The organism is Hansschlegelia quercus, assembly GCF_004310425.1.
Classification (GTDB): domain Bacteria; phylum Pseudomonadota; class Alphaproteobacteria; order Rhizobiales; family Methylopilaceae; genus Methylopila; species Methylopila quercus.
In genome coordinates, this window is sequence record NZ_SIUB01000001.1 from 599,910 (window position 1) to 618,219 (window position 18,310).

Below are 18,310 nucleotides of genomic sequence, written 5' to 3' on the forward strand. Positions count from 1 at the left end.
GCCCGTATTCATGTCCGAGACCCGCGTTGACCGAACGAGAAATGCGCTGGTCCGCGTGGATGAAGGCCGCCGAGGCAGGTGACGCCGCCGCCTATCGCAGGCTGCTCGCCGAACTCTCGGACTTCCTCCGCGCCGTCGTCAGACGCAGGTCGGGCTCGTCCGGGCTCGCCGCGGCGGACATCGAGGACGTGGTGCAGGAGACTCTTCTCGCGATCCATCTGAAGCGCGGCACATGGGACCCTGGCCAGCCGGTCGGTCCGTGGGTCGCGGCGATCGCGCGCAACAAGATGATCGACGCCCTGCGGCGGCGCGGGCGGCGACTTGAGGTCCCGGTCGACGATTTCGCCGAAATCCTGCCCGCGCCTGTCGATGAGGAACAGCTCTCGACGCGCGAGACGGAGAGGCTGCTCTTGGCGCTCAAGGGCCGTCAGCACGACGTGGTGAAGGCGATCACCATGGATGGAGAGGACATTCGGACCGTGGCCACGCGGTTCGCGATGAGCGACGGCGCGGTGCGAGTCGCCCTGCACAGGGGGCTGAAGGCGCTCGCCTCGGCCTATAGGAGCTTTCGAGAATGAGGACGGACGCGTTGATCGAGGCGCTTGCGGCGGACGGGGCGAAACCCCGCCGGTTTCTGCGCGTCTTCTCGGTCGCGCTGGCGGTCGCAGCGGCGGCCGGCGCCGGTGTCTTTCTGATGATGCTGAAGCCTCGCGCGAATTTCCTGGCTGTCGCGAGTTCGTCCATGCGCTACGACCTCAAGCTTCTCGTGGGCTTGATCCTGGCCGTCACGGCGGCGTTCGCGCTGTCGCGGATCGCCAGGCCCGGCGCTTCGCGCCGCGGCGCGAACCTCGCGCTGCTTCTGGCTCCGGCGGCGCTGGCGATCGGCGTTCTCGCCGAAATGGCGGTCGTCCCCCAGTCCGAGTGGGTGGCGCGGCTGGTCGGGACGAACGCCGGCTTCTGCATGGTCCACATCCCGCTCATCTCGCTGGCGCCGCTCGGCGTCATTCTGTTCGCGATGCGGAGCGGCGCGGCGGATTCCCCGACGCGGGCCGGCGCGCTCGCCGGCCTTGCGGCCGGCGGCCTCGCGGCGTCGCTCTACGCCGTGTTCTGCAACCAGGATTCGCCGCTGTTCGTCGCGGTCTGGTACGTGGCCGGCGTGCTGGCTACCGCGGCCATCGGCGCTGCGATGGGCTCGCGCCTGCTGAGGTGGTGAAGAGGAACGAGGACCGCCGAACGTCGGCAGAGCCGAGCGCCTAGCAGGACCTGATTACAGCTTCGAAGTTTGAGCGCAAGAAACGGAGTTCCGTCCCGGCCGGTCGACTTCATAAGTCGCGCGTCACAAGCGCGGAGCTACCATGACCGGCCCTCATGTCACGATCGAGCCCTCGATCCTCTACCTCGGGACTCCAGTGGTCCTCATAAGCACTCAGAATGAGGACGGCACCGCCAACGTCGCGCCGATGTCGTCCGCGTGGTGGCTTGGGTGGCGCTGCATGCTCGGCCTGCAGACCGCGTCAAAGACGCCGCAGAACATGATCCGCACGGGGCAGTGCGTGCTCAACCTGGCCTCGCCCACGCAGGCGGGAGCGGTGAACAGGCTGGCGCGCCTGACAGGCACAGAAGCCATTCCCGAGCTGAAGCAGCGGTTAGGCTACGCGTACGAGCCCCGCAAGTTCGAGGCGGCCGGCCGGACGCCCGTCGAGTCGCAGACCGTCGCCGCGCCGCGCGTCCTCGAATGTCCCATTCAACTGGAGGCCGTGGTTGCGGCGCGGCACGGGATCATGGACGACGATCCCCAAGTCGCGGGCCTGATCTCAGCCTTCGAGGTGCGCATCACCCGCGTCCACGTGCATCCGGACCTGCTCATGGACGGGCAGGAGAACCGGATCGATCCAGCGAAGTGGCAGCCGCTGATTATGAACTTCCAGAAGCTCTATGGCGTCTCGAACACCGAAATCGTCCCTTCCCGCTTGGCCGAGATCGAGGAGAGGGATTACCGGATGCCCGACGTCGATCGTGCGCGGCAGGTTGGGGCTTGAGCTTCGACGGTTACGCGACAGGGAGCGTCATCCCCGCGCAGGACGATCCCAGCCGGCCCAAAGGCCGTCCGGGATGACGCTCTACGTCTAACGCCGTGCGTCAGGCCGCGCGGCGCGGGGCCGCGACGCCCTGACGTCGAAGCGGCAGCGCGACGGCGCCCGTCGCGCGGACCATGCCACTGGCGCCGGCGAACGCGTCCGCCTTCAGCGCGAGGCCAAGGAAGCGCTCGCGCTCCACCGGGCCTGGCATGGCGAGCCCATCCGTCGCCTCGGTCTTGAAGCCGAAGCGGCGGTAGTAGGGCTCGTCGCCGACGAGGATCACCGCATCATGGCCGAGCGTTTGCGCACGGGCGAGGCCTGCCTTCATGAGCCGCGCGCCCAGCCCTTCGTTGCGGATTTCCGCGGAAACCGCGAGCGGCCCGAGCATCAGCCCCGGCCGCCCTTCCCCAAGCGCAACATGCCAGAATCGCAGCGTGCCGATGATGCGGCCGCCCGCATCCTCCGCCACCAGCGACAGTCCGTCGGCCGCGAGGCGGCCTTCGCGCAGCCGCTCGCAGGTCTTGGCGAAGCGGGCCGGGCCGAACGAACGGTCGAGCAGCGCCTCGCGGGCCCCGACATCCGCCGGGGCCTCGTCCCTGATGATCGCCATCCCGCCCTCCGTCAGATGACGTGAGAGGCGAGCGGCAGGAAGCCGTTGAAGGCCACCGCCGCATAGGTCGTCGTGTAGGCGCCGCAGGCCTCGATCAGCACCTTGTCGCCGATCGAGAGGCTGATCGGCAGCGGGTACGGCGCCTTCTCGTACATGACGTCGGCCGAATCGCAGGTCGGGCCGGCGAGGACGCAAGGGGTCGTCGCCTCGCCGTCATAAGCGGTGCGGATGGGATAGCGGATCGCCTCGTCCATCGTCTCGGCGAGTCCGCCGAACTTGCCGATGTCGAGATAGACCCAGCGGATCTCGTCTTCCGCCGCGGACTTCTTCGACACGAGCACGACCTCAGCCTCGATCCAGCCGGCGTCGCCCACCATGCCGCGGCCCGGCTCGATGATCGTCTCCGGGATACGGTTGCCGAAATGCGTGCGCAGGGCCTCGAAGATCGCGGCGCCATACGCGTCGACCGCGGGGATGTCGCGGAGATAGCGGGTCGGGAAGCCGCCGCCGAGGTTCACCATGGCGAGCGCGATGCCGCGCTCCGCGCAATCGCGGAAGATCTGCGCCGCCGACGCCAGAGCGGCGTCCCAAGCCGCGACGTTGTTCTGCTGCGAGCCGACATGGAACGACACGCCATAGGCATGCAGCCCCCGACGGTGCGCGTGCTCGAGCACGTCGGCGGCCATCTCCGGCACGCAGCCGAACTTGCGCGACAGCGGCCATTCGGCGCCCGCGCCGTCGGCGAGGATGCGGCAGAACACCTTCGCGCCGGGAGCGGCGCGCTCGATCTTCTCGACCTCTTCGCGGCAGTCGACGGCGAACAGGCGCACGCCACGACCAAAGGCCGCCGCGACATCGCGCTCCTTCTTGATCGTGTTGCCGAACGAGATGCGGTCGGCCGATACGCCGGTCGCGAGCGCCATGTCGATCTCCGCGACCGACGCGCAATCGAAGCACGAGCCGAGCTCGGCGAGGAGCTTCAGGATCTTCGGATCAGGGTTCGCCTTGACCGCATAGAACACGCGGGTGTCCGGCAGAGCGCGGGCGAACTTGCCATAGTTCTCGCGCACGATCTCGCTGTCGACGACAAGCACGGGCCCGTCGATCTGCTCGGTCGCGAGGAAGTTGCGGACGCGGTCGTTGTCGAGGCGGTCGAGATGCGAAGACATGGGCGTAATCCCGGAAGCGTCATGTGGCTCGATGGATCGACGCGTCTCCGTTCGGCGCGATGTGGACGCGCGCCGCTGGCGATCAGGTCGGTCCGTGGCCGCTTGGCTCTTTCGAGCAAGCAGCCGTCGGTCACGCCGTAGTCACGACGAACAGCCGGACGTCATAGTCCCGGTTGTCGTCGCCACGCTTGGGAGTTGGGATGAACCCGCGACCCGCACGCCCGGCAAGGAAGTAGTCGCCTCTTTAGTGACCCCGGCCTTTGGAGAGCCGGGAGAGACCAAAAAAGCCCTCTACGTCGTCGCTTCACGTCGCGTCCGCCGCCGGAGAGGCGACTTAGAGCCGGTTGGGATTTCCGGCCATCGGGTTGCCCGGCGGGGAGTTCCCGCCAACCCGACACACGACACAGGCACGCGCGAAATTGGGCAAGGGCGGAAGTAATGCCGTTCGCCCTTCCGCACAAGAGAAGACTTCGAATTGTGACAGTGTTTTTTCTTAACGAGATCTAAACGCTGGCCGGTCCCGCGCACCTGCCGCGTCATCCCGGCCGCGCGGGAAGAGCCGGGATGACTGCTTAGCTTTCAGTGCGCGGCGTTCACCCTCTCGAACACCTTGTCCATCTCGCCTCGCCGCTCCGCAAAACGCAGCGGCTCGCAACGCTTCACGATGATCTCCGTCGCACCGGGCTCGCCGAGCAGGCTCATCGTCTCGGCGATAAAGTCTTCGAGCGGCATGGCGTTCGGGTCCGCCGCCTGACGCTCGCCCTGGAGCGTGGTCCGCACGTAAGGCGGCGCGATCTCGATCACCTCGACCGGCGTGCCCTGAAGCTGGCGTCTGAGCGCGACGGAGTAGGAGTGGATCGCGGCCTTGGTCGCCGAATAGGTCGGCGTCGCGACCATCGGCACGAAGGCGAGGCCGGACGACACGGTGAGAACCGCGCTCCGGGGCTGCTTGAGGAGATGCGGCAGCAGCGCGGCGGTCAGCCGGATCGGCCCAAGCAGGTTCGTCGCAATCGTATCCTCGGCGGTCTGGAGGTAGTCGCCCGCCTTGACGTCCTCATCGACCATGATGCCAGCGTTGTTCAGGACGGCGTTGAGCGAGGGATAGTCCGCCACGAGCCGCTCCGCGAAGCCTGGGACGCCGTTCGCGTCCGCGATGTCGAAAACCACCGATTTCATGCCGGGGTTTGCGGCGGTGACTTCGTCGAGCGCGCTTTGCCGCCGCCCGGAGATGATCACCTCGCTGCCCGCGGCGAGGAAGGCCTCCGCGAGCGCGCGGCCGATGCCCGAGCCGCCGCCGGTGATGAGGATGGTGTTGCCCTTGAGGTCCATGACCCGTCCCTTTCCTGTTCGATTGACGAAGGGTAGGTTTGACGCTCTCTTATGGAAAGTGGGCACCTGAAAGTTCTATAGTTACCCTGCGGAGAGCATGGACGTGAAGAGAACGGCGCCGGACCCTGCGACCGAAGCGAAGCGCCGTGAGCCGCCTCCGGAGACCGTCGATCCGGCCATCGAGGCGCTGGTGACCGACGTGATCGCCCAGGTCGCGGACAAGTGGACGATGCTCGTGCTCGAAGCGCTGGAGGAGCGTGGGACGCTACGCTTCACCGAGATCGCGCGCGAGGTCGGCGGCATCAGCCAGAAGATGCTGACCAAGACCGTCCGGCAGATGGAGCGCGATGGGCTGGTCGCCCGCAAGGTCCACCCTGTCGTGCCGCCGCATGTCGACTACAGCCTGACGGAGCTCGGACGGAGCCTGAGCAGGGCGTTCTGCGGCGTGTGGATATGGGCCGAGACCTATTACGCCGACGTCGAAAAGGCCCGCCGCGCCTTCGCGACGCGGGAGAACGGCGCCTCCCGGCGCTGACGGCGTGACGTCGCGCCGTCTTGCGGGCCGACGGCGATGCGCCTTAAGGCTCGGATGTGTCCGGCCAACCCTCGACAGCATCCCGATGACAGACAGCTTCTCCGTCACCCGCCGCGGCGCGCTCCTGCTTGGCGGCGCGGCGGCCGCCTATGCGTCCGGCGCCCGCGCCCAGCAGCCGGCGCAGCCCGACTTCGGCTATGACGACGTCCTGCGCCGCGCCCGCGATCTCGCCAGCCGGCCCTATGACGCCCGGCCGCGCGACCTGCCGGAAGAACTGCGCAACCTCAACTTCGACCGATATCGCGATATCCGCTTCCGCCCCGACAAGGCGCTGCTCGGCGCCGCTGGCGGCCCGTTCCGGATGCAAATGTTCCATCCGGGCTTCCTCTATCGGCAGCCGATCGTCGTAAACGTGGTGCGCGACGGGGTCGCGACGCCGGTCCCGTACTCCGGGGCGCTGTTCGACTACGGCGCCAACAAATTCCAGCGACCTTTGCCCGTCGATCTCGGCTTCGCGGGTTTCCGCCTGCACTATCCGCTGAACGACCCGCGGGTGTTCGACGAACTGATCTCGTTCATCGGCGCGAGCTATTTCCGCTTCCTCGGACGCGGCCAGGTCTATGGCCTCTCCGCGCGCGGCGTCGCGGTCAACTCGGGCGGGCCGGAGCCCGAGGAGTTCCCCGATTTCCGCGAGTTCTGGATCGAGACGCCCGGCCCGGACGCGGAGCGCGCGACGATCTACGCGCTGCTCGACGGCGCATCGCTCACCGGCGCCTACCGCTTCACGGTCTATCCCGACGCGGAGACGGTCGTTGACGTGACCGCCACGCTGATCGCGCGCAAACCGATCGCCAAGCTCGGGATCGCGCCGCTGACCTCGATGTTCTTCTACGCCGAGAACCAGCGGCGGCATTTTACGGACTTTCGTCCGGAGCTGCACGACAGCGACGGCCTGTTGCTGCAGACCGGGGCCGGCGAATGCGTCTGGCGGCCTCTGCGCAATCCGAAGACTACGCAGATCTCAGGCTTCTGGGACAAGAACCCCAAAGGCTTCGGCCTGATGCAACGCGACCGGACCTTCGAGCACTATCAGGACCTGGATCTCTCCTACCAACAGCGCCCGAGCTATTGGGTGGAGCCACATGAAGGCTGGGGCGAAGGCCGGGTCGAGCTCGTCGAGCTGCCGACCGACGACGAGACAAACGACAACATCGTCGCCTTCTGGGTCCCGTCCGAGACGCTGGACGCGGGCCGCGAGCGCGCCTTCGGCTACCGTATCCGCTCGATGGGCTCCGACGCCAAGCTTCATCCCGGCGGCCGCGCCATCAACACTTATCCGACCCGCGCCGCGGCGCTCGGCGCGGAGGCCCCGGCGCCCGGCACACAGCGCTTCGTGATCGATTTTTCGGGCGGCGACCTCGCTTATTTCCTACCCGATCCGTCCAAGGTCTCGGTCGTGCCGTCGACCTCCTCGGGAACGATCGCCCGAACCTTCATCACGCCAAACCCGCGCGTCGGGGGCTTCCGCGTCGGCATCGACGCCCAGCCGGACGGCGCCAAGACAATGGAGCTCCGTGCCTTTCTGAAAGCGGGAGATCGCGCGCTGACCGAGACCTGGACGTTCCCTTACGCGCCGGAGAACGCGCCTTAGGCGATCACGCCCGGCTGACCGCGACGCTCTTCACCAGCGCGTAGACCATCTTGCCCGGCGCGAGGCCGAGTTCGTCGAGCGCGCGGCGGGTGACTTCGGCGCGGAGCACCGCGCCGCCGATGTCGACGGTGATCGAGGCATAGGGCCCGGTTCCGCGCTTCACGCCGCGGATGACGCCGGGCAGCACGTTGCGGACGGAGCTGCGTTGCGGCGGGTCGAGCGCAAGCGCGACGTCGCGCGCGAGGAAGCGCAGGCGCGCGGCGTCTCCGCGCTCGCCGATCAGGCCCGGAACCCAGACGACGTGCTGGCCGATCGCAAGGCCGGTGAGTCCGTAGGCCTCGTCGCGCTCGACCACCACCGCCTCGATCGTGGCGGCGTCGAGCAGGCGGTCCCCGGCGCTGGCGAGCCCCGCGGCGGCGACCGCCTCCTCCACCGGCCCGGCCGCGATCACCCGACCGCCGTCGAGCACGACGAGGCGCTCGGCCAAGCGCCGGGCCTCCTCGAGCGCATGGGTGACGTAGAGGACAGGCAGCGCGATCTCTCGCACCAGCGTTTCGAGGAAGGGCAGGATCTCGGCCTTACGCTCGGCGTCGAGCGCCGCGAGCGGCTCGTCGAACAGCAGAGCGCGCGGGCCGGACAGCAGAGCGCGGCCGATCGCGACCCGCTGGCGTTCGCCGCCCGAGAGCGAACGCGGCCGCCGATCGAGCAGCGCGCCGATCCCCAGCGTATCCACCACCTCCTCGAAGGCGGGCGCGACAGCCTCCTTCCGCCGCCTGCGGCCGAAGAGCAGGTTCGTGCGCACGGAGAAATGCGGGAACAGCCGGCTATCCTGGAACACCACGCCGATCCGGCGCTTGCGCGGCGGAAGGTCGATCCTCCGGGCGGCGTCGAACAGCGTCTCTCCGCCCAACGCTACGCGCCCCTGATCCGGTCGCGTGAGGCCAGCCACCGAGGCGACCAATGTCGACTTACCGGCGCCCGACCGGCCGAGCACAGCGGTCACGCCGACAGGGACCTCGAAGGCCGCGTCGAGTTGGAAGTCGCCGAAGCGGCGCGTGATCGCGACGTCCAGCATCAGGCGTCCATCCGGAGGCTCGGAACACGCGGCATGCGGATCACCCTGCGATCCGCGTGGCGATCCGGCGCGCCAGCATTTCCGAGGCGATCAGGGCCGCGAGCGACAGCGCAATCGCGACGCCGACCAGCTTCAGCGCGGCAGCGTCGCCGCCGGGCGTCTGGGTGAGCGTGTAGATCGCGGCCGGCAGCGTGCGGGTCTCGCCGGGAATATTGGAGACGAAGGTGATGGTCGCGCCGAATTCGCCGAGCGCCTTGGCGAAGGCGAGCACCAGGCCTGCGAGCAGACCCGGCAGCGCGAGCGGAAGCGTCACCGCGAACAGAACGCCGAGCCGCCCGGCGCCGAGCGTGGCGGCGGCGTCCTCCAGCCTGCGGTCCACCGCCTCCAGCGACAGGCGGATCGCCCGCACCATCAGCGGAAAGCCCATGATCCCCGCCGCGAGCGCAGCACCGGTCCAGCGGAACGAGAACACCAGCCCGCAGCAGGCCTCGAGCGCGTGGCCCAACGGACCACGACGGCCGAAGGCGAGCAGCAGCAAGTAGCCGGTGACGACCGGCGGCATCACCAAAGGCAGGTGGACCAGCCCGTCGAGCAGGGTCTTTCCCGGAAACCTCCCGCGGGCGAGCGCAAGCGCTATGGCGATCGCAAAGGGCAAGGTCGCGAGCGTACCGACGCTCGCGACCAGCAGGCTGAGCCTTATGGCGGAAAGCTCCTCCGGGCCGAGCCCGAGCGCCGCCGCCGCCGCCTCCAAAGATCAGCTCCCGGAGCCGGGCGCGATCACCGTGAAGCCGGCCGCTTCGAAGGTCTTCTTCGCCTTGGGCGAAGCCAACCGCTTCAGGAAGGCGTCGGCGTTCGGGCTTTTCGAGGCCGTGAGCTTAGCTGCGGGATAGATGATCGGCGGGTGACTGTCGGCCGGGAAGGTCCCGACGATCTTCACGCTCGGATCGGCGGCGGCATCCGTCTTGTAGACGATGCCGAGCGGCGCCTCGCCGCGCGAGACCAGCGCAAGCGCCGCGCGCACGCTCTCGGCGCCGGCGACCTTGGGCTGGACGGCGGCCCAGACGCCGAGCTTTTCAAGCGAGGCCTTGCCGTATTTGCCGGCGGGCACCGACCCCGGCTCGCCCATTGCGATGCGGCCGTCGCCGAGCAGGCCGGCGAGATCGACGCCGGGCTTCAGGTCGACATCGCCCTTGGTCCAGTTGGAGCCGGCCACGAGGACAAGGCTGTTGCCGAGCAGATCGTGGCGGCTTTCCGGCGCGATCAGCTTCTTGTCGGCGACGTAGTCCATCCACGGCACGTCGGCGGAGACGAAGATGTCGGCGGGCGCGTCCTGCTCGATCTGCTTGGCGAGCGCGGAGGAGGCGGCGTAGCTCGGCTTCACCTCGATCCCGGTCTCCGCAGTCCAGTCCTTCGCGACCGCGTCGAGCGCGTTCTTGAGCGAAGCTGCGGCGAAGACCACGATGGGCTGCTTCGCGGCGTCCTGGGCGAAGAGAGGCGCCGGCGCCAACAGAAGCGCGGCGGCGACGGCGAGGCGGCCGAAAGAACGGCGATCAGGGAACATGAATAGGGTCTCCGCGCGACGGGCCGTCGCGGCGTCTCGTGGTCGGGAGCGCTCGGCGAAGACCTCCATCGGGGCCGGCGCGAGACGGTTCGTGACCCGCCCTCAGCGGCGGAGGCGCAGACGATGCCGGAGTAGCGCGCGGGCTGCAAGCGGCAGCGCTTGTTCCCAGGGCGCTCTCGACGCATCTAGGTGTCGACAGGAACACAATCCAATGAACCGTCCCCAGCCCTCCCAAGCCTTTGATCCCGCCGCCGCTCTGACGCTCGACATCGAGGGCATGCACTGCGCGGCGTGCTCGGCGCGGGTCGAAAAGGTGCTGGGCGCGACTCCGGGGGTCGCGTCCGCAGTGGTCAACCTTCCGCTCGAGCGCGCCGATGTCCGCTTCGTGGGCGCCCCCGATCCGGCGGCTGCGGTCGCTGCGGTGGAGCGCGCGGGTTATGTCGCCCATGTCCGCCCGGCGGGCGCCGCCGAACGGCGACAGGCCGAAGCCGGCCGCGCCGAAGCGAAGCGCGCGGACGAGCGCCGCACCATCCTCCTGCTGATCATGACCGCGGTTCTGGGCGCGCCCTTCCTCGTCGAGATGCTGGGGATGGCGCTCGCGGCCCATGAAGTCCTGCCGGGCTGGGCTCAGTTGCTGCTCGCGACGCCCGTTCAGGTTTTGGTCGGCTGGCGGTTCTACCGCGGCGCCTATGCGGCGCTGCGCGGCGGCTCGGCCAATATGGACGTGCTGGTGGCGCTCGGAACGAGCGCGGCCTTCCTGTGGAGCGCGGCGCAAGTCGTCTTCGGTGGCCATGGCGGCCTCTATTTCGAGGCCTCCGTCGCGGTGCTGGGCTTTGTGCTGCTCGGCAATCTCCTTCAGGCGCGCGCAACCGCCGGCGCCTCCGCGGCGATCACCGCGCTTTCCGCGCTGACGCCCGCGACCGCGCGTCGCCGCGTCGACGGCCACGACGAGGAGGTCGCGGTCGAGGCGCTCGAACCGGGCGACCTCGTGCTCGTCAGGCCCGGCGAGCGGCTTCCTGTCGACGGCCAAATCGTCGAGGGAGAATCGGCGGTCGACGAACAGCTCGTCACCGGCGAGAGCCGCCCTGTCGCGAAGAAGGCGGGCGACGCGGTGGTGGCGGGCTCGCTGAATGGCTCAGGCTTCCTTGTGGTGTCCGCGACCGCCGTCGGCGAGGACGCGACGCCGGCGCGCATCGGCCGGCTGGTTGCGCGCGCCCAGCTCGCCAAGGCCCCGGTGCAGCGACTGGTCGACCGGGTGACGGCCGTGTTCGTGCCGATCGTCGTCGGGCTTTCGGTCATCACGTTCGTAGGCTGGTTGATCGCGGGCGCGGGCTTCGGCGTGAGCCTCGGCCATGCGATCGCCGTGCTCGTGATCGCCTGCCCATGCGCGCTCGGCCTCGCGACGCCGGCCGCCCTCGTCGCCGGCGCAGGCGCAGGCGCGAAGGCCGGCATTCTGGTGCGCGACATCGACGCGCTGGAGCGCGCGGCGAAGATCGACGCCGTGATCTTCGACAAGACCGGCACGCTGACCGCCGGCCGCCCGGCGCTGGTCGCGACCGAAGCGATCGACGGCGACGGCTCGAGGCTGCTCGCGCTCGCCGCAGCCATCGAGCGCGGCTCGGAGCATCCGCTGGGGAAGGCCGTCGTCGAGGCGGCCGAAGGCCAGGGCCTGCGCATCCACGAGGCGTTCAACATCCGCGCGCACTCCGGCGACGGCGTCTCGGGCGAGGTGGAGGGCGCCAAGGTCGCGGTCGGCGGCTTGCGGCTGCTGGCCTCGCTCGGCGTGCACACAGCCCCGATCGAACCGATGCTGGCGCGGCAGGCTGCGCAGGCGCGCACCGCGGTCGCGGTCTCCGAAGGGCGGCGCGCGAAAGGCGTGCTGGCCTTCGCCGACGCGCCGCGCCCTTCCGCCGCGCAGGCCGTCGGACGGTTGCGCGCCCTCGGGATCGAAGTCGTGATGCTGACCGGCGATTCGGCCGAAGCCGCGGCGCCCATCGCGCGCGCCGTCGGCATTTCGCGCGTCGAGGCGGGCCAGCGGCCGGCCGACAAGCTCGTCGCGATCGAGCGACTGAAGGCCGAGGGCTCGCGCGTCGCCATGGTCGGCGACGGCGTCAACGACGCGCCGGCGCTGGCCGCGGCCGATCTCGGCATCGCCATGGGCGGAGGAGCCGATGTCGCGCTCGAAAGCGCAGGCGTCGCGCTGCTGCGCCCGGACCCCGCGCTCGCAGGCGCCGCGATCGAACTGTCGAGACGCACCGTCAGGACCATCCGGCAGAACCTGGGCTGGGCGTTCGCCTACAATGTCATCGGCCTGCCGGCGGCCGCCTTCGGCTTTTTGTCTCCCGCGATCGCGGGCGCGGCGATGGCGCTGTCCTCGGCTAGCGTGGTGCTCAACGCTCTCAGGCTTTCGCGGTGGAAGCCGGAGTGAGCGGTGCAGGGCTTCGCCGTTTCTCGGTCATGATTTTCGCTATAAGCGCGCCTGACCGATCTTCAGCGAGGCCTCGCCGCCCATGACCGACGCCCCCTCCCCTGCCCTACTTGACCGCCGGACGCTGCTGCAGCTCGGACTCGCGGCGCAGGCGGCGATCGCCCTCGGGGGACAGGCGCGGGCGCAAGGCGGCGATAGGCTGCAGTTCGGCCCGCCGGCGCCTTTCACCTACGACCTCTTGAAGGGCCTCGCGAAGGACCTCGCGTCGAAGCCCTACAAGGAGCCGGCGCGGCCCGATCCCGCGATCGTCCAGAAGATCGACTACGACGCCCACGGCAAGCTCAAGTTCAAGCCGGAGCATGCGCTCTACGGCGAGAGCGCCGGGGCCTATCCCATCACCTTCATGCATGTCGGCCAGTTCTTCCAGAAGACGGTGCGCATGCATGCCGTCGCCGACGGCCAGGCCCGCGAAATCCTCTACGATCCCAGCCTCTTCAACATGCCGGCGGACAGCATTGCGCGGAAGCTGCCGCCGCAGCCCTCGGCCTTCGCCGGCTTCTGGATCCGCGAGGCGAAGGATCAGGTCACCGACAAGGGCGACTGGAAGATCCGCGAGCCGTTCGCGACTTTCCTCGGCGCCTCCTACTTTCGCGCGATCGGCGGGCTCGGCCAGGTCGGCATGTCCGCCCGCGGAATGGCGCTGTTCCCGCAGCCCGGCGCGGCGGAGGAGTTTCCGGATTTCATCGCCTTCTGGTTCGAGCCAGCGAAGGCGGACGGCGAGCCCGTAACGGTCTACGCGCTGCTCGACAGCCCCTCGATCTGCGGCGCCTACCGCTTCCTGATCAGCCGCAACGCCGGCACGCTGATGGAGATCGAGGCGACCGTCACCATGCGACGCGACCTCGACCGTGTGGGCTTGGCGGCGCTCACCTCGATGTACTGGTTCTCCGAGACAGCAAAGCCCGGCGAGATCGACTGGCGGCCGGAGGTGCACGATTCCGACGGCCTCGCGATGTGGACCGGCGCGGGCGAGCGCATCTGGCGCCCGCTCAACAACCCCCCGCGCATCATGACCTCGACCTTCTCCGACGAGGCGCCGAAGGGCTTTGGCCTGCTCCAGCGCGACCGGCTGTTCGACCATTATCAGGACGGCGTGAAGTATCAGGATCGTCCGTCGACCTGGGTCGAGCCCGTCGGCCAATGGGGCAAGGGCGCGGTGCAGTTGATCGAGCTGCCGACCGACGACGAGATCCACGACAACATCGTCGCCTACTGGATTCCCGCCGAGCCGTTCAAGGCGGGCCACACCACCGCGCTCGCCTACAAGCTGCATTGGGCGGACGTCGAGCCCTACCCGACTCCGCTCGGCCGCTGCGTCGCGACGCGGATCGGCCGCGGCGGCCAGCCAGGCCTGCCGCGGCCGCCGGGGCTGAAGAAGTTCATGGTGGAGTTTCTGGGCGGCCCGCTCGAAAACATTCCCTACGGCCAGACCGTCGAGCCGGTGCTCTCGGCCTCGCGCGGCACGTTCTCATATGTCTTCGCGGAAGCCGTGCCGAGCGACGTGAAGGGTCACTGGCGCGCACAGTTCGACCTCAAGGTCGACGGGCCGGAGCCGGTCGAGATGCGCTGCTATCTCAAGGTTGGCGACACGGTGCTGACGGAGACTTGGCTCTATCAGTTCCACCCGGACCCGGCCCCCGCGCCGGTGGCGCCCCCGCGATAAGCGGACAAGACGTCATCCCGGCCGAAGCGAAGCGGAGAGGCGGGATCGTGAGCCGGATCGAGCTCATTTTTGAGGACGATCCCCGGATCGGCGCTTCGCGCCGTCCGGGGTGACGCCTGATCGTCAGCGACGAGCCGCGGCTGACGCGCGGCGTAGCCAGATCAGAAGTGGAAGCCGTTCCAGGCGAAGGAGTAGCCGACGCCGAGACCTGCCGTGAACGCGTTCTTCGTGCCCAGCGTCCGCGTGACAGGGCTCTTGCCGGCCTCGTCGACATAGCGGTCGTAGCGGCCGAAGGCGGTGACCGACCACTCGTTGGTCAGCTGGTAGGTCGCGGACGCCGCGGCGCCCACCGACTTGATCCCGCCGCCCGCCTTGTAGCGCGAGATGCCGCCGACATCAGCGGCCTCGCCGGCGCTGACGCCGAAATAGGTGTTCATGTATTTGCGGTCGCCGAGCTCGAGGCGCGGACCGACCAGGACCGTCAGCTTGTCGTAGATGAAGATGCCGTCGGCCGCGACCGTGCCGGAGAAGCCGTTGCTGCCCCACAGGCCATAGCGCGCTTCGCCGCGCAGGCGGATGAACTCGGTCGGGTAGTATTCGAGGAACGCGCCCGGCTCGATGCCGTAGTCGATGTTATCCATGCCGCGGAAGCGGCGCACGTCGCTCGAGTCCCGCTCGCCATGGATGCGCGCCGTCGGGCCGAACTGGATGCTCGGTGTGTTAATCAGCGCAAGGTCGATGCCGTCATCCGGCGAGCCGATCTTGTAGGGCTCATTGCCGCGGCGGATGCTGAGGCCCGGCGCGCCGGTGAAGTGGTATTCCTTCGAGCCTTCGAAGCGCGGCTGGTAGAAGCCGGTGCCCTTGATCGTCGCAACCCAGATATCGACCGGAACGGCCACCGCCTCGGCGGGCGCGTCGACCGCGAGATCGGCCGCCTGGGCTTGGCCGGCGAAGGCTGCAAACGCGGCGGAGAGAATGAACGGCAGGCTGCGGCGCATGGGTACTATCCTAGTATCGAAACCGGGCCCGACCCGATCTTCGAAGCGTCAATCTACCCTGACTTGGCGATCGAAATTCTGGAAAAAGCCTCCTCGCAGCCGAGATTTGGGCGGCGTTGCCTGGAGGCAACGGTATCACGGCGCCGCCTGATTGCGCTTCTGGCGCGCGATTAGGCTTCCATCATTACACCGGACCGGCGGAACGCTTAATCGGCTAAGCGGTGCAAGGCTTGGCCTTCGCCTTGCAAGGCGCTTGGACTATTCCCGAGGGAGAGCCGCCTTGCCGACGACTGAAGCCGTATCGAACCGCACGCGCTGGGTTCAGCTTGCGCTCGGCGTGGTCGCCATGATGGCGATCTCCAGCCCGCAATATGTCTGGACGCTCTTCACCAAGCCGCTGATCGCCGACCTTGGGACGACGCTTCCTGACCTGCAGGTGACGTTCTCGATCCTGATCGTGCTGCAGACCTGGCTGTCTCCGGCTCAAGGGGCGCTCGTCGAGCGGTTCGGGCCGCGCCTGCTCGTCGCCGTCGGCTGCGCCCTGTCGGCCGCAAGCTGGATCTTGACCGCGTACGCGACCAGTCTCGCCGCCGTCTATTTCACCTATGGCGTCCTCGCCGGCGTCGGCACCGGCATCGTCTACATCGGCATCATCGGGCAGATGGTGAAGTGGTTCCCCGACAAGCGCGGCTTCGCCACCGGCATGGCGGCCGCCGGCTACGGCTTCGGCGCGATCTTCATGAACTTCCCGGTCTCGGCGTCGCTGACCACCTCGGGCCTGCAGCACACTCTGATCGTCTTCGGCCTGCTGCAGGGCATCGTCGGCGTCGGCGCCGCGCTGTTCCTCAAGGCTGCGCCCACGCACGGCGCCGCTGCGCGGCCTGAGCCCGCAGTCGCGGGCCTGCGCACGCGGCGCGACTTCACCAGCCGCGAGATGCTGAAGCAGCCAGTGTTCTGGCTGATGTTCGCGATGATGACGATGATGTCGACCGGCGGCCTCATGGTGATCTCGCAGTTCGCGACCTTCTCGCGCTCCTTCGGCATCGACGAGAAGGTGCTCGTGCTGGGCTTCGCGGCGCTGCCGCTCGCGCTCACCATCGACCGCATCACCAACGGCCTGACGCGCCCGATCTTCGGGCACATCTCGGACCGCATCGGCCGTGAAAAGACGATGGCGATCGCCTTCATCGGCGAGGGGCTGGCGATCGCCGCCCTCGTCGCGGTGCGCGAGGATCCGCTGCTCTACGTGCTCATGTCGGGCGTCGTGTTCTTCGGCTGGGGCGAGATCTTCTCGCTGTTCCCCTCGACGCTGACGGACACGTTCGGCGAGACGCACGCCTCCAAGAACTACGGCTTCCTCTACATGGCGCAGGGCGTGGGCTCTGTGCTTGGCGGCCCGATCGCGGCGCTGATCTTCAGCCAGACGGGGAGCTGGATGCCGGTCTTCGGCATCATCATCGTGATGGACGTGCTGACCGGCCTGCTCGCTCTGTTCGCGCTCGCGCCGATGCGGCGAAGGCTGATCGGGTCGGCGGTCGAGGCCGAACCGGCGCTCGTAACGCGGCCGGCCTGAAGCGCCATCCCATCGTCGCGACCGATCGATAGAGGATGAGGCGGCGCGGTCATGCGACGGCGCCGCCTATTGATTCGCCCGCGCCCTTCCACCTTTATCGGCCCGCGCGGACGATCCCGCGTCGAGCGAAGGAGCGCCCCCGAAAATGACGGACTACCCGGTCTACGGAGAAATCGACGGCCCGATCGTGATGATCGGCTTCGGCTCGATCGGACGCGGGACGCTCCCGCTGATCGAGCGGCATTTCAAGTACGACCGGAACCGCATCGTCGCGATCGACCCGAGCGACCTCAACAAGCACATCCTCGACGCCCACGGCGTGCCATTCATCCAGAAGCACGTGACGCGCGAGAACTATCGCGAGCTTCTGACGCCGCTGCTGACCAAAGGCGGCGGCCGCGGCTTCTGCGTGAACCTCTCGGTCGACACAGGCTCCGCCGATCTCATCGAGCTCTGCCAGGAGCTCGGCTGCCTCTACATCGACACCGTCAACGAGCCGTGGCTCGGCTTCTACTTCGACAAGTCGAAGGGCCCCTCCGAGCGCTCGAACTTCGCGCTGCGCGAGATGACGCTCGATCTGCGCCGCCGCTCCAAGCCCGGCCTGCCGACCGCGGTCTCCACCTGCGGCGCGAACCCCGGCATGGTCTCCTTCTTCACCAAACAGGCCGCGCTCAACATCGCGCAGGACATGAATCTCAACACGCCGGAGCCGACCAACCGCGAGGAATGGGCGGCTCTGATGCGTCAGATAGGCGTCAAGGGAGTCCACATCGCCGAGCGCGACACCCAGCGCGGCAAGGACCCCAAGACGCCGGGCGTATTCCTCAACACCTGGTCGGTCGAGGGCTTCATCTCGGAGGGTCTTCAGCCGGCGGAGCTCGGCTGGGGCACCCACGAGAAATGGATGCCGGCGAACGCCAAACGCCATGACGACCCGAAGGCGCCGGCGATCTACCTGATGCAGCCCGGGGCCGCCACGAAGGTGCGCACCTGGTGCCCGACGCTCGGTCCCCAATACGGCTTCCTCGTTACCCACAACGAGTCGATCTCGATCCCCGACTACTTCACGGTCTGGGAGGACAACGAGGCGGTCTACCGCCCGACCTGCCACTACGCCTACCACCCCGCGAACGACGCCGTGCTCTCGTGGCACGAGCTGTTCGGCGCCGAAGGCAAGGTGCAGGAGACGCTGCACGTGCTCGACGAGGACGAACTGGTCGACGGCATCGACGAACTCGGCGTGCTGCTCTACGGCCATGGCAAGGGCGCCTACTGGTACGGCTCGCAGCTCTCGCTGGAGGAGACGCGCGCGCTCGCGCCCTACCAGAACGCGACCGGGCTCCAGGTCACCTCCGCGATCCTCGCCGGCATGGTCTGGGCGCTGGAGAACCCGAACGAGGGCATCGTCGAGACCGACGAGATGGACTTCAAGCGCTGCCTCGAGATCCAGCTTCCGTATCTCGGCCCCGTGAAGGGCTACTACACGGACTGGACGCCGCTTCAGAACCGGCCGGGCCTGTTCCCCGAGGAGATCGACGAGAGCGACCCCTGGCAGTTCAGGAACTTCTTCGTCGGGTGAA

The 18,310-nt window shown here is 68.4% G+C and carries 16 protein-coding genes; 9 read left to right on the forward strand and 7 right to left on the reverse strand.

Annotation, left to right across the window (positions count from 1 at the left end):
- Positions 1-26: 26 nt before the first annotated feature.
- The 3 genes from EYR15_RS02875 (at position 27) to EYR15_RS02885 (ending at position 2,039) form a co-directional block, all read left to right on the forward strand.
- The gene (locus EYR15_RS02875; protein ID WP_245498110.1) at positions 27-578 is read left to right on the forward strand and encodes a sigma-70 family RNA polymerase sigma factor; all 552 of its coding nucleotides are present in this window, start codon (positions 27-29) and stop codon (positions 576-578) included.
- Positions 575-1,213 carry an NrsF family protein gene (locus tag EYR15_RS02880; protein ID WP_131001351.1) on the forward strand — a complete coding sequence of 213 codons (639 nt, stop codon included), beginning with the start codon at positions 575-577 and terminating at the stop codon, positions 1,211-1,213. The genes EYR15_RS02875 and EYR15_RS02880 overlap by 4 nt, the downstream gene beginning before the upstream one ends.
- 142 nt (positions 1,214-1,355) lie before the next feature.
- The gene (locus EYR15_RS02885; RefSeq protein WP_131001352.1) at positions 1,356-2,039 is read left to right on the forward strand and encodes a flavin reductase family protein; all 684 of its coding nucleotides are present in this window, start codon (positions 1,356-1,358) and stop codon (positions 2,037-2,039) included.
- Between the two features lie 100 nt (positions 2,040-2,139).
- Here EYR15_RS02885 and EYR15_RS02890 read toward each other — a convergent pair whose 3' ends face one another.
- From EYR15_RS02890 to EYR15_RS02900, 3 genes are all read right to left on the reverse strand, one after another.
- Positions 2,140-2,688, reverse strand: a complete 549-nt coding sequence (locus tag EYR15_RS02890; protein ID WP_131001353.1) for a GNAT family N-acetyltransferase — start codon at positions 2,686-2,688, stop codon at positions 2,140-2,142.
- A gap of 11 nt (positions 2,689-2,699) precedes the next feature.
- A complete protein-coding gene (locus EYR15_RS02895) occupies positions 2,700-3,857 on the reverse strand; it encodes a type III PLP-dependent enzyme (RefSeq protein WP_131001354.1) in 1,158 nt (385 codons plus the stop codon).
- Between the two features lie 579 nt (positions 3,858-4,436).
- Positions 4,437-5,186: an SDR family oxidoreductase gene (locus EYR15_RS02900; RefSeq protein ID WP_131001355.1), complete on the reverse strand. Its 750-nt coding sequence runs from the start codon at positions 5,184-5,186 to the stop codon at positions 4,437-4,439.
- 103 nt (positions 5,187-5,289) lie between these two features.
- Between EYR15_RS02900 and EYR15_RS02905 the strand changes: the two genes are divergently transcribed.
- Together EYR15_RS02905 and EYR15_RS02910 are read left to right on the forward strand one after the other, a co-directional pair.
- A complete protein-coding gene (locus EYR15_RS02905; protein ID WP_131001356.1) occupies positions 5,290-5,721 on the forward strand; it encodes a winged helix-turn-helix transcriptional regulator in 432 nt (143 codons plus the stop codon).
- A gap of 85 nt (positions 5,722-5,806) precedes the next feature.
- Positions 5,807-7,372, forward strand: a complete 1,566-nt coding sequence (locus EYR15_RS02910; RefSeq protein ID WP_131001357.1) for an OpgD/OpgG family glucan biosynthesis protein — start codon at positions 5,807-5,809, stop codon at positions 7,370-7,372.
- A 4-nt stretch (positions 7,373-7,376) separates the two neighbouring features.
- Here the strand turns inward: EYR15_RS02910 and modC are convergent, their stop codons facing one another.
- From modC to modA, 3 genes are read right to left on the reverse strand one after another with little or no spacing between them, the layout of a single operon-like run.
- Entirely contained in the window at positions 7,377-8,447 is a 1,071-nt protein-coding gene (modC, locus tag EYR15_RS02915; protein WP_131001358.1) for a molybdenum ABC transporter ATP-binding protein, read from the reverse strand.
- A 40-nt stretch (positions 8,448-8,487) separates the two neighbouring features.
- The gene (gene modB / locus EYR15_RS02920) at positions 8,488-9,198 is read right to left on the reverse strand and encodes a molybdate ABC transporter permease subunit (protein WP_131001359.1); all 711 of its coding nucleotides are present in this window, start codon (positions 9,196-9,198) and stop codon (positions 8,488-8,490) included.
- A 3-nt stretch (positions 9,199-9,201) separates the two neighbouring features.
- Positions 9,202-10,008 carry a molybdate ABC transporter substrate-binding protein gene (gene modA, locus EYR15_RS02925; RefSeq protein ID WP_131001360.1) on the reverse strand — a complete coding sequence of 269 codons (807 nt, stop codon included), beginning with the start codon at positions 10,006-10,008 and terminating at the stop codon, positions 9,202-9,204.
- 211 nt (positions 10,009-10,219) lie between these two features.
- Between modA and EYR15_RS02930 the strand changes: the two genes are divergently transcribed.
- Together EYR15_RS02930 and EYR15_RS02935 are read left to right on the forward strand one after the other, a co-directional pair.
- Entirely contained in the window at positions 10,220-12,436 is a 2,217-nt protein-coding gene (locus EYR15_RS02930; protein WP_131001361.1) for a heavy metal translocating P-type ATPase, read from the forward strand.
- Between the two features lie 82 nt (positions 12,437-12,518).
- Positions 12,519-14,159, forward strand: coding sequence for an OpgD/OpgG family glucan biosynthesis protein (locus EYR15_RS02935; RefSeq protein ID WP_131001362.1), 1,641 nt, complete (start codon positions 12,519-12,521; stop codon positions 14,157-14,159).
- A gap of 161 nt (positions 14,160-14,320) precedes the next feature.
- Here EYR15_RS02935 and EYR15_RS02940 read toward each other — a convergent pair whose 3' ends face one another.
- Positions 14,321-15,157 (reverse strand): MipA/OmpV family protein, encoded by an 837-nt coding sequence (locus tag EYR15_RS02940; protein ID WP_131001363.1) that lies wholly within the window; start codon positions 15,155-15,157, stop codon positions 14,321-14,323.
- Positions 15,158-15,437: 280 nt separating this feature from the next.
- On the opposite strand from EYR15_RS02940, the gene oxlT reads away from it, so the two are divergent.
- Both oxlT and EYR15_RS02950 read left to right on the forward strand, forming a co-directional pair.
- On the forward strand, positions 15,438-16,730 hold the full coding sequence (gene oxlT, locus EYR15_RS02945; protein WP_280986936.1) for an oxalate/formate MFS antiporter: 1,293 nt from the start codon (positions 15,438-15,440) through the stop codon (positions 16,728-16,730).
- 145 nt (positions 16,731-16,875) lie between these two features.
- A complete protein-coding gene (locus EYR15_RS02950; protein WP_131001364.1) occupies positions 16,876-18,309 on the forward strand; it encodes a homospermidine synthase in 1,434 nt (477 codons plus the stop codon).
- The last annotated feature ends 1 nt before the right edge of the window (position 18,310 follow it).